This is a genomic window from Deltaproteobacteria bacterium (assembly GCA_030654105.1).
Taxonomy (GTDB): Bacteria; Desulfobacterota; SM23-61; order SM23-61; family SM23-61; genus JAHJQK01.
This window is the reverse complement of sequence record JAURYC010000326.1, coordinates 1-10,465: the sequence shown is the minus strand read 5'-3', so window position 1 is coordinate 10,465 and position 10,465 is coordinate 1. Positions and strand designations below refer to the sequence as shown.

Here is a 10,465-nt window from a genome sequence, read left to right as displayed (position 1 = left end):
AAGCGCTGACCCCGCTGACTCTTGTAAGCATTCACCAGGCTATAAATGATTAGGGTCAAAACCGCATGCGCCCGGATGGCCGAGCAGGTCTTCTGCGGATACTTTAACAGATGATAGCCCTGCTTGAGCTCTCGAAATCCCCATGAGCTGCTTCACCTCATAGGTGAGAATCATTAACACCGCGGGAACCATCACCCGCTTCACCCTCTTCAGCCGAAAATCCACCCGGGCAAAAAACCCCAACCGGCCCCCACCACCGCCTCCGGCCGCTGCCGAGCCCTCAGCTTCCTACACACCTCCTTCTGCGCCCGCTGAAACGGCATAAGCCCGCTCACGACCATGAAATAACCACTGCCTTATTTGACCAAGCCCGCCAAGGGCGGGACCTTCCTGCCCGAGCCGGCGCCCCAACTGGGAGATAGGGCCAATCTTCAAAACTGGGGGTGGGCGAGGAGAGAAAAACCTTGACTGGGGCCGGGGTTCTTTTATAATGAAAAAAAGTATGTTGTGCAGTGCGCTTTGGCAAAGGAAATGAACTCGTGAAATCTTTGGCGGTAATTATCTTGGCCGCGGGCAAGGGCACACGGATGAAGTCGGATCTGGTCAAGGTTCTCCATCCTATTGCCGGCACCCCCATGCTGGCCTTAACCCTGGATTTAGCCAGAAGCTTTCGCCCGGATCGGTTGGTCGTGGTGGTAGGTTCTCAACGAAATCTTGTGAGGGAGCAGTTCGGGGCAGAGGATCTCCTTTTCGTTGACCAGGAAGAACAGTTAGGCACAGGGCATGCTGTTTTGACTGCAGGCCCTGCCCTCAAGGATTTCCAGGGAACCGTGCTGATTCTTTGCGCTGACGTTCCTTTACTTAGCGAAGAAACGGTAAAGAAATTTATAAAATCCCATGAGGAGGGGTTGAATACCCTTTCGGTTTTGACCACCTGCCTGGAAAATCCCAGCGGCTATGGGCGGGTCTTTCGAGGAGAGAAGGGGCAGCTATTGCGCATCGTTGAAGAAAAAGACTTGCGGGCTGGAGAAGAGACGATCCGGGAAATCAATACCGGTATTTATTGCATCGAAGCCCCATTCCTCTTCTCGGCTTTGTTGGGGTTGAGTGACCAGAATGCCCAAAAGGAGTATTACCTTACGGATATTGTAGCCAAGGCCAGTTCCCAGGGGAAAAAAGCCGCTGCTTACCTAACAGAAGATCCCAAGGAAGTGATGGGCATCAACACTCGCCTGGATTTGGCCAAGGCCAACCAATACCTGCGGCACAAGATCGCCGAGCGGCATATGCTGGAGGGAGTAACCCTGATCGACCCCCAGACTACTTACATCGACCATCAGGTGGAGATCGGGCGGGATACTGTCCTTTACCCGAACTGCTACCTTTTGGGAAAAACCTCCTTGGGGAAAAACTGCCTGATCGAGCCCGGCTGTAAGATCACGGATACCCAAGTGGGGAACTTTGTAACCATCAAGGCTTCTTCGGTGGTGTCGGAGAGCATCATTGAAGATCGAGTGGAAGTAGGGCCCTTTGCCCATTTACGCCCGCTGACCGTCCTGCGGGAAGGGTCGCGGATCGGCAATTTCGTAGAAGTAAAAAAGTCTGTGATCGGTAAGGGCACCAAGGCCAATCATCTGAGTTACCTTGGAGACGCAACCGTAGGGGAAAAAGTAAACATAGGTGCGGGCACTATCTTCTGCAACTATGATGGCCATAAGAAACATCCGACCCTCATCGAGGATGGGGTCTTCGTGGGCAGCAATACCGAGTTGGTCGCCCCGATTAAAATCGGCCGCAATGCGATCATCGGGGCTGGTTCGACGATTACCAAGGAAGTCCCCCCGGAGCATCTGGCGGTCAGCAGAGCCAGGCAGGTGAATTACAAAAGAAGGAGCCGACGAAAGGATTAAAAGTTATGTGCGGAATCATCGGATACATCGGCCCTCGGGAGACTAAAGAAGTCTTACTTGAAGGCCTGCGGCGATTGGAATACCGGGGATATGACTCCGCCGGAGTGGCCCTTCTTCATGAAGGGAAGGTGATCATCCGCCGCTCTCAGGGGAAGCTGAAGGAACTGGAGCGAAAAATTGCCGGGGAGCGGTTTAGCGGCCATGTCGGGATTGGCCACACCCGCTGGGCTACCCATGGAAAACCTTCTGAGGCCAACGCCCATCCCCACAAGGCTGGAGGGGTGGTCGTGGTGCACAACGGCATCATCGAAAATTACCTGGCCCTCAAAGGAACCCTTATGCGAGAGGGTCATACCTTCAAGTCGGAAACGGACACGGAGATCCTTAGCCATCTGATCCAGAGCCATCTTTTTCAAGGAGTGACCTTCGAGGAAGCGGTGCGCCAAGCCTTGCTTAAGGTTCAAGGTTCTTACGCCATCGCCGTCCTCTATGAAGGTGAAAAGGATAAGTTGATCGCGGCCCGGAAGGAAAGCCCCCTGATTTTGGGCTTGGGAGAGGGAGAAGCTTTCGTGGCCTCGGACATTCCCGCAATTCTCTCTTATACCCGAAAAATGATTTTTTTGGAAGACGGCGAGATGGCCGTAATCCAGGAGCGATCCTTTCGGATCACTACTCTCTGGGGGGAGAGTCGGCAGCGGCCGCCCAAGGAGATTCTCTGGGATCCGGTAACGGCCGAGAAGGGTGGGTTCAAACATTTTATGCTCAAAGAGATCTTTGAGCAGCCGAGAGCGGTTGGCGACACGATCCGGGGCCGGGTCTCCTTGGAAGAAGGCCAGGTCGTACTGGGAGAAACGGGTCTAAGCGCCAAAGCCCTGAAAGATATTCGCCGGGTGTGCATTATCGCCTGCGGCACTTCTTATCACGCTGCTCTGGTGGGGAAGTTCATGATGGAAGAGCTGGCCCGGATTCCTACGGAGGTTGACTTAGGTTCCGAGTTTCGCTACCGAGACCCTTTAGTGGGGCCCCAAGACCTTTTAGTGGCCATCTCTCAATCGGGTGAAACCACGGATACTTTAGCCGCTTTCCGGGAAGGGAAGCAAAAGGGCGTGCACACCTTGGCCATCTGCAACGTGGTGGACAGCAGCTTAGCCCGGGAATCTGCCGGGCTCTTTTATACGCACGCCGGCCCTGAGATTGGCGTGGCCTCGACCAAAACATTCACCTGCCAGCTCGTCGTGCTTTTCTTGCTGGCCTTAAGCTTGGCCAGAACCCGGGAGACCATCGGCCAGAAAGAGGCCAAGGGATTACTGGAAGATTTGCTAAAGATCCCCCACCAGGTCCAGGAGGTTTTGGATCTGAACCCCCAGATTGAAACTCTGGCGAAACGATACATGAACGCCCGAGATTTCCTTTATCTGGGACGGGGTGTGAATTACCCGATTGCTTTGGAAGGGGCGTTAAAGTTGAAGGAAATATCTTATATTCACGCCGAAGGGTATCCTGCAGGAGAGATGAAACATGGCCCCATTGCCCTTATCGATGAAGAGATGCCTGTGGTGGTATTAGCCCCCAAAGGTAAGACCTACGAGAAGATTTTAAGCAATATTGAAGAAGTTCGGGCCAGGGGAGGAAAAGTCATCGCTCTGGCCAATCCTTCAAACCAAGAGGTGGCCTCTAAGGCCAAAGATGTCCTGCTGATTCCGGAAACCCATCATTTGCTCGTTCCCATCCTCCTCAATGTTCCTTTGCAGCTTCTGGCCTATAATATTGCCATCCTCAAAGGGACGGATGTTGACCAGCCGCGGAACCTGGCCAAGAGCGTGACCGTGGAATAAGATCGCGAATAGAGGGGAAAGGAAATTCCCGGTGAAAAAAGACCTCAGCACACTCCGGAGGGATGCCCGCAAGATTTTTTCCCAAGCCCTTTGGGCCGCAGACCCCAAAAATATTATCTCCGCGCAAGTTTCCCTGCGCAACCAATTTCTCTACGTTGGTTCGAAGAGGTATCCTCTATCCCGCTATAAGCGGATTTTTGTAGCTGGATGCGGGAAAGCTTCTGCCGCCATGGCTTACAGTTTGGAAAAAATTCTGGGTTCGCGGATCACGGCTGGCCTGGTGAATGTAAAGTACGGCCATACCCAAAAGTTGAAGCGCATCCGCCTCCAAGAGGCAGGGCACCCGCTGCCGGACTCCAAAGGCCTGGAAGGGGCTCAGGAGATGGTCAGGATGCTGAGTAACCTCACGGAGCACGACCTGGTGATCTTTCTCATTTCAGGAGGCGGTTCAGCCTTGCTTCCTTTCCCTTCCCCCGGAATCACTCTTCAGGAGAAACAAAAGGTCACGGACTTACTGTTAGGGTGCGGGGCCACCATCCAGGAGATCAATACCTTAAGAAAACACCTTTCCCTACTCAAAGGGGGAGGGCTGGCCAGAATGGTATATCCGGCAACCCTGATTTCCTTAATCTTGTCGGATGTCATCGGGGACCCCCTGGACGCCATTGCTTCCGGACCGACGGTCCCTGACCCCACTACCTTCGCCGACTGCGCCCGGATCCTGGACCGGTATGGGCTTTGGGAAAAAATTCCTCTTGCTGTTGCCCGGCATATTCGTGAAGGTTTCAAAGGGAATAAAGAGGAGACGCTCAAAGAAGGAGTGCCAGCCTTGGCCAAGGTATACCATCTTATTGTGGGGAATAACCTTTTAGCCATGAAGGCGGCTCAAAAAAAAGCCAAAATCCTGGGTTATCGCCCTTTCCTGCTCTCTTCCCTCATCGAGGGAGAAACACGGGAGGTGGCCAAGGTTCATGCGGCCATTGCCAAAGAAGTGCTCCGGACAAGAAATCCGGTTGCACCCCCGGCCTGCATTCTTTCGGGGGGGGAGACCACGGTGACTTTGAAGGGGAAAGGAAAAGGGGGAAGGAATCAAGAATTTGCCTTGGCGGCAGCCCTGGAGATTGCTGGTTGGAGAGAGATTGTTATTCTGAGCGCTGGGACCGATGGGACCGATGGGCCGACTGATGCAGCCGGAGCTTTCGCCGATGGAGAAACTGTCCAACGCGCTAAGGCCTTGGGTTTAGACCCATGGGGTTCCCTCGAGGAAAACGATTCTTATCCCTTTTTTCAAGCGTTGGGAGACCTCCTGATCACGGGTCCAACCGGCACCAACGTCATGGATCTACGCATCCTGCTGGTAGAAAAACCGCAGGCCCATAAAGCCAAAAGATAATAAAAAATCCATGGCTGGACAAGTCGGCTCGTGCTTAGTTACAAAAATTGGGAGGCCTTACGAGGTCCGGGAACCAGGGCGCTTCGCTGGGCATCCTGAGGCGGTGTTTTCTCTGTGGATGGGGCGGGAAGAAGTAACCCCGCCTCCTGCGGCGGAAACAAAGTTGAATCTTTTCCCGCATTTTTTCCCCGGCCGAGGCTGCCGGCGCTCATCGACCTGGCCCCCGGACCACGACAAGGTTGGGCACCAATCTACCCTATAAATGGAAGTAATTCATACACGAATTTTTGCAACTAAGCACTAATGCATAAAATTTAAAAAAATGTGCCCCCAAGGGACAGCAGCAGGGAAAGGGGAAAGATGATCGCCGAGGAAAGGTTGGTTCAAAGCTGGTTCTTCAAGGGATTCACCAGGGCGCAGATCGATACCCTGTTAGCCAATGGCCAGGAGGTTTTTTATCCGGCAGGGGGAAAAGTGTTAGTCGAGGGGGAGCCCGCAGAGTCTTTTCATGTCCTGGTGCAAGGAGCAGTCTCTATCAAAATGCGCATAGAAGAGCATGGTGAACTGGTCTTGAGTACGTTCAGGCAGACCGGGGAAATTTTCGGGTGGTCTACTTTAGTGGAAGGAGGCCGTTTTACGGCAACGGCGGAATGTTTGGAGGAAAGCAGGATTATCTCTTTTAAACGGAAAAATTTAGAGGACCTTTTCACCAGAGATCCCAGCCTGGGATACCTTTTTATGAAAAGATTGGCCGGTCTGATCTCTTGCCGTCTGGAGAGTACCCGAGCCCTTTTGTTAAAGGAGATCTCGTAAAGAAGCAAAGTAGGGGCACGGTCACCGTGCCCCTACTAAACTTTTTACGAGGCCATCATCCTTGGTTGATTTGAATCAGAAGAACGGTGATGTTATCCTTCCCCCCCCGGAAGTTGGCCAGATGGATCAAGTTGTTACAGTTGCCATTTAGATCTCCTGAATTCTGGCTGACCACCTCGAGCATCTCCTCCTCCCGGACTAAATCAGAAAGCCCATCCGAGCAGAGAAGCAAGAAGTCCCCCTGCTGAACTTCCAGCTCTTGTATATCCACATCGACTGTGGGTTGGATGCCTAAGGCCCGGGTGACAATATTTTTATGGGGGGACGCCGATAAAGCCTCCTTGGCGATCAAACCCTGTTTATATTGCTCCCAGACCCAGGAGTGGTCCTCGGTAACCTGATGGATGGCTTGGCCCCGTAAATGGTAAAGGCGGCTATCTCCGACATGGGCCACAATGGGGGAGGAGGCTGAAAAGTAAACGGCCACGAGCGTGGTTCCCATCCCTTTATATTCTCTATTCTCTTGTGAGGCCTTGTAAATTCTTTGGTTCGCTAGGCGGATGCCATTGACCATGAGGTTAGCCGGGGATGAGAGGACGGCTGTGCTGTCTTCGGATAGGGTCGCTTCTTTTTCTTTCCCAACTCGAGCTATGGATTCCTGCAGGGATTCTATGGCCAAGCGGCTGGCCACTTCCCCGGAGGCATGACCTCCCATACCGTCGGCCACGGCAAAAATTCCCAGAACGGGATCAGCAAGGAAAGCGTCTTCATTATTTTTACGGACCCGGCCCATGTCTGAGGCCACGGCGAACCTAACCTTCATGATTCCTCATCTATCAATAAATTTATTGTATAGGAAATTCCTTTTTGGACACGGATGTACATGGATTATCAGGATAAACTAAAAAGAAAATAATTATCTGCGGTTATCTGCGTAAATCTGCGTCCTATTAAATTTAAGGTGGCAGGGATCATCAAAATGAATCCGGAGACTAATGGGTGAAGATGAAGGAACTATTTCCAATCTGGATCTCATCCCTGTTCTTCAGGATGTGTTCCTCCGTAATCTTGATTCCGTTCACCTTCGTTTTGGAAAAGACCCCCCCACGTGGGATATGTAGAAGCGGTCTCCGTGGCGGCTGATCTTGGCATGCGGGGAGGAGACAAACCATCCTTCAACAGGAATATCGGCACCGGCACCCTTGCCCAGGATGGTTACTTCTTTGGTAATCTTAAAATCTGTTCCTTTCCTGGCCCCTTGGGTGGCGGCAAGAGATGGCCATTGAAAAGCTTTTTGCTCAGGGACGGCCTGCGGTTCAAGACCAGGCTTCCGCTTGGCCGAATCAAAGATCATCGTCCCTTCGACGTCTTCCTGGGGAAGAACCTTGGCTGCGGGCTGAGGGGCTTTGGCCAGACCTCTGACCTGGATCTGAAATTTGGCAATGCCGATAATATCACCCTGGTTCAGCGGGTGGTCATTGGCATCAATCTGCACGCCGTTGAGGAAGGTGCCATTAGAGCTCTGCAGGTCTCTTAAGACATAGCTCGTCCCCTCTTTTAACTCGACCTGAGCATGTTTGCGGGAGATGGCAATATTATCGATCACCACTTCGTTTTCCTTGGACCTGCCAATCGTAATCAGGCTCTTTTCCAGGTTGAATTCCTCAATCTGGGTGTCTTTCAGCTTCAGGATCAATTTGATCATGGTATTCTCCTTTCGCCTATTTACTCCCAATGAGATAATAATAGAGTATCCCTAAACCCGCTGCCGTGGCTGTAGTTATTCCGCTCCAGAACAGCCAATTCTTTTGCTCGTCGTTCAGGGAGGAAGGGTCATCGTCAACGACTACGTAAGCCACCTGTTTCCCGCCGATGAAGGAGATGAGGCGAACAGGGTCGGTGTAGATCCATTCATACACCCGCTCGCGCTCGGGGGAAAGCTTGCGGAAAAAACGGACATACTGAGGGGAACCCATCTTCTCCAAGGCGAACGTCTCATCCGGTGAAAGTTGCGAAGGATCTATTTTTTTCACCTTCCACCTTTCCGCGATTGGGGTTCTTTCGCTTTTTTGGAGATAAACAGGCTTATAACTGCATCCTAGAGGAGCTAACAGAAAGGCTGCCAGAACGGAGTAGACCACCAAAGGTTTGAGTTGTAATGAGGAAGTCCTGCCCCGAGTAGAATTCATCTTGCTTTTCTTAAAATTTCCCTCCCCTGTCTTATGTCTTATGAATAGCATTTTAAAGGGGAATTTGTAAAGAAAAATTCTCTTGCAGGAAATTGCCCATTTCTCCTTCAACCCCGGAAGCATCCGTGGGGGTTTCACTTAGGACTTGGGGGTGGGAGATCAATCCGAGACGATGCAGGGCAAATTTGAGACTCCCTGCCGGGTTCATCCGCAGGGCCTGGCTGAGTTCCCTGAGCTTTTGGCTTTGTTGCAACAGGAGAAGATTAGGCGCCGGAGTTTCTGCTAAGCTCAAAGAGGCCGCGACGACCTCTTTCCATTCGGCTGGGAGAAGGTTAGCCCCAGCGGAAATGACCCCTGAGGAGCTTGGTTGGTTAAGAAAACTCTTTTCATCTCCGTCGTAGAAACGAAACTCCCGCTGGGAGCGAACGGCCCTTTGGTAGTGCATCGTCCGTTTGAGATCACCTGCCTGAATCAGACCGACAATTTGTTCATTTATGGCAAGGCCCTTCAGCACTGCCGTGCGGATGTTACTCCGCTTCAAAGTGCGGTTCAGCCGTGTAATGAGATGGGGATGATTATCAAGGAGAATGGGGAAGGGAGAACACTTTCCCCATTCTTGATAAACCTGGGAAAGCTTGCGGTTGCTGTGGTACCAGAGAGGGATATCCACCCAATAAAAAGGTTCTTGGGTTGATGGCGCTGAGTATTTGCTGCCCACCGCTTCGACGTTGCTCAAAGTTTCTTCTACGGTATTGGCGGTCGGGCATAGAAACAAAGGCTTCTTCCCAGATACAATATCCATAGCTCCTTGTAAAAGTTCAAGGCGCAGGTGGTTGGGAAGAAAAAGTCCTTCACCGACTATCCCTTCGCCGAAGAACAGGCCATCGCCGAATGGAAGGGCCCGTTCGATTAGACGTCTCAGAGAGACCCAGTCAATTGACCCTTTTTCGTCGAAAGGAGTTATTAAGGGAATGATCAATCCTTTGGGGGGGTAAAACATTTTAAAAAACCTTTAGATTTCTCCGGTTCAAGATATCCCGGAGGGTAACCAGGCCTTTCAGGCACTTTTTTTTGTCCAGGACCGGGAGGGCTTCGCGGTTTTTTTCCACCAATTCGTGCAAGGCCTCGGCGGCTGAGGAGCCTTCCTCGATAGTGGGAAGGTCGGAACTCATCAATCCCCCGATCCCCTGGGCAAGGAACCGAGATCCCATCTTTCCCCGGCGTAAATCGCGGTCTGTGATCATACCGGCCAGGGTTCCGTCAGGGTGAAGAACCAGGGCCAAGTCTGCTCCCTGCCGCTGCATGGCCTGGAGAAATTCTTTTACCGTGGATTCTTCGGAGAGGACCGGGAATTCAGTCATCGGCCGCATGATGTCTTTCACCTGGAGGGAAAGCCGCTCCCCCAAACTTCCTCCGGGATGGAAAAGGGCAAAATCCTTCTCACCAAATTTTCTCTGCCGCATCAACGCCACGGCAAGAGCATCTCCGATGACCAGAGTGGCCGTGGTGCTGGAAGTAGGAGCTAACCCCAAAGGACAAGCCTCTCGTTCGACCCCCACGTCGATAACAATCTGGCTGTTTTGGGCCAAGGTAGAAGTAAGGCAGCCGGTTAGACCGATAATTTTAACCCCGATTTTTTTCAGGGTGGGCAGAAGGCTAACGATTTCAGCGGTCTCCCCGCTATTGGAGATGGCCATGATTACATCCTGAGCCGTCACCATGCCCAAATCTCCATGGAGGCCTTCTACAGGGTGGAGAAAGATCGCAGGTGTACCCGTGCTGGTAAGAGTGGCCACGATCTTACGGCCTACCAAACCCGATTTGCCAATGCCCGTGACGACGACCCGCCCTGGGCAGGCCAAAACCATTTCCACTGCCCGGACAAAATTTTCATCCAGGCGTTCGAGCAATCCCTGAACGGCTTCTGCCTCGATGCGAATGACTTCCCGGGCGTGACGAAGAATCTCTTTCACTGTTGTCCTATAAATAACAGGGCTTGCTGATTCAAGGCCTCGAGGGTTCCCCGGGTTTAAAAAAAAATCGCATGGCCCCTTGAACCCTCGGATCTTCGAACCCATTCTATATTACCTCAGACAAAACTCACTGTCTATTTCAAAAATTTCTGTAATTCAGACAGTGGAGAGCAGTTGTTAGGGGGTGGGGGGTCGGGAGGTGGGTTATTTTTTTAATTGGGGTATCTTGGGAAGGGGGGAAGGGGTTTATCGTAAGGGTTTCCGTTCTCGGGCGGGTATAGACATTGCCCTTGACCAGCGGGGACCGTCCGAAGGCAACCTCCAGAGAACGCTCCAGGTCCTGATGTATCAA

At 52.2% G+C, this 10,465-nt stretch carries 10 protein-coding genes; 4 read left to right on the top strand and 6 right to left on the bottom strand.

The window, feature by feature from the left end:
- Positions 1 to 39: 39 nt before the first annotated feature.
- Positions 40 to 243 (bottom strand): hypothetical protein, encoded by a 204-nt coding sequence (locus Q7V48_14345; protein ID MDO9211908.1) that lies wholly within the window; start codon positions 241 to 243, stop codon positions 40 to 42.
- A 296-nt stretch (positions 244 to 539) separates the two neighbouring features.
- Between Q7V48_14345 and glmU the strand changes: the two genes are divergently transcribed.
- From glmU to Q7V48_14325, 4 genes are all read left to right on the top strand, one after another.
- Complete coding sequence (glmU, locus tag Q7V48_14340; protein ID MDO9211907.1) at positions 540 to 1,910, top strand: bifunctional UDP-N-acetylglucosamine diphosphorylase/glucosamine-1-phosphate N-acetyltransferase GlmU; 1,371 nt, start codon at positions 540 to 542, stop codon at positions 1,908 to 1,910.
- 5 nt (positions 1,911 to 1,915) lie between these two features.
- Positions 1,916 to 3,745, top strand: a complete 1,830-nt coding sequence (gene glmS, locus Q7V48_14335; protein MDO9211906.1) for a glutamine--fructose-6-phosphate transaminase (isomerizing) — start codon at positions 1,916 to 1,918, stop codon at positions 3,743 to 3,745.
- Between the two features lie 31 nt (positions 3,746 to 3,776).
- Positions 3,777 to 5,138 carry a glycerate kinase gene (locus tag Q7V48_14330; protein ID MDO9211905.1) on the top strand — a complete coding sequence of 454 codons (1,362 nt, stop codon included), beginning with the start codon at positions 3,777 to 3,779 and terminating at the stop codon, positions 5,136 to 5,138.
- Positions 5,139 to 5,498: 360 nt separating this feature from the next.
- Positions 5,499 to 5,951, top strand: a complete 453-nt coding sequence (locus tag Q7V48_14325) for a cyclic nucleotide-binding domain-containing protein (GenBank protein ID MDO9211904.1) — start codon at positions 5,499 to 5,501, stop codon at positions 5,949 to 5,951.
- A 55-nt stretch (positions 5,952 to 6,006) separates the two neighbouring features.
- On the opposite strand, the gene Q7V48_14320 is transcribed toward Q7V48_14325, so the two are convergent.
- The 5 genes from Q7V48_14320 to Q7V48_14300 all read right to left on the bottom strand — a co-directional run bounded on the left by Q7V48_14320 (position 6,007) and on the right by Q7V48_14300 (position 10,104).
- Positions 6,007 to 6,774: a Stp1/IreP family PP2C-type Ser/Thr phosphatase gene (locus tag Q7V48_14320; protein MDO9211903.1), complete on the bottom strand. Its 768-nt coding sequence runs from the start codon at positions 6,772 to 6,774 to the stop codon at positions 6,007 to 6,009.
- A gap of 255 nt (positions 6,775 to 7,029) precedes the next feature.
- Positions 7,030 to 7,656 (bottom strand): FHA domain-containing protein, encoded by a 627-nt coding sequence (locus Q7V48_14315; GenBank protein MDO9211902.1) that lies wholly within the window; start codon positions 7,654 to 7,656, stop codon positions 7,030 to 7,032.
- A gap of 16 nt (positions 7,657 to 7,672) precedes the next feature.
- Positions 7,673 to 7,984, bottom strand: a complete 312-nt coding sequence (locus Q7V48_14310) for a hypothetical protein (GenBank protein ID MDO9211901.1) — start codon at positions 7,982 to 7,984, stop codon at positions 7,673 to 7,675.
- A 208-nt stretch (positions 7,985 to 8,192) separates the two neighbouring features.
- The gene (locus Q7V48_14305) at positions 8,193 to 9,140 is read right to left on the bottom strand and encodes a dihydrodipicolinate synthase family protein (GenBank protein ID MDO9211900.1); all 948 of its coding nucleotides are present in this window, start codon (positions 9,138 to 9,140) and stop codon (positions 8,193 to 8,195) included.
- Position 9,141: 1 nt separating this feature from the next.
- Positions 9,142 to 10,104, bottom strand: a complete 963-nt coding sequence (locus Q7V48_14300) for a KpsF/GutQ family sugar-phosphate isomerase (protein MDO9211899.1) — start codon at positions 10,102 to 10,104, stop codon at positions 9,142 to 9,144.
- Between the last annotated feature and the right edge of the window lie 361 nt (positions 10,105 to 10,465).

What these genes read in the sequence shown, in the direction of transcription:
- Q7V48_14325 (MDO9211904.1), top strand. Translation starts at nt 5,499, where the DNA reads ATGATCGCCGAGGAAAGGTTGGTTCAAAGCTGGTTCTTCAAGGGATTC.
- glmS (MDO9211906.1), top strand. Translation starts at nt 1,916, where the DNA reads ATGTGCGGAATCATCGGATACATCGGCCCTCGGGAGACTAAAGAAGTC.
- Q7V48_14320 (MDO9211903.1), bottom strand. Translation starts at nt 6,774, where the DNA reads ATGAAGGTTAGGTTCGCCGTGGCCTCAGACATGGGCCGGGTCCGTAAA.
- Q7V48_14315 (MDO9211902.1), bottom strand. Translation starts at nt 7,656, where the DNA reads ATGATCAAATTGATCCTGAAGCTGAAAGACACCCAGATTGAGGAATTC.
- Q7V48_14305 (MDO9211900.1), bottom strand. Translation starts at nt 9,140, where the DNA reads ATGTTTTACCCCCCCAAAGGATTGATCATTCCCTTAATAACTCCTTTC.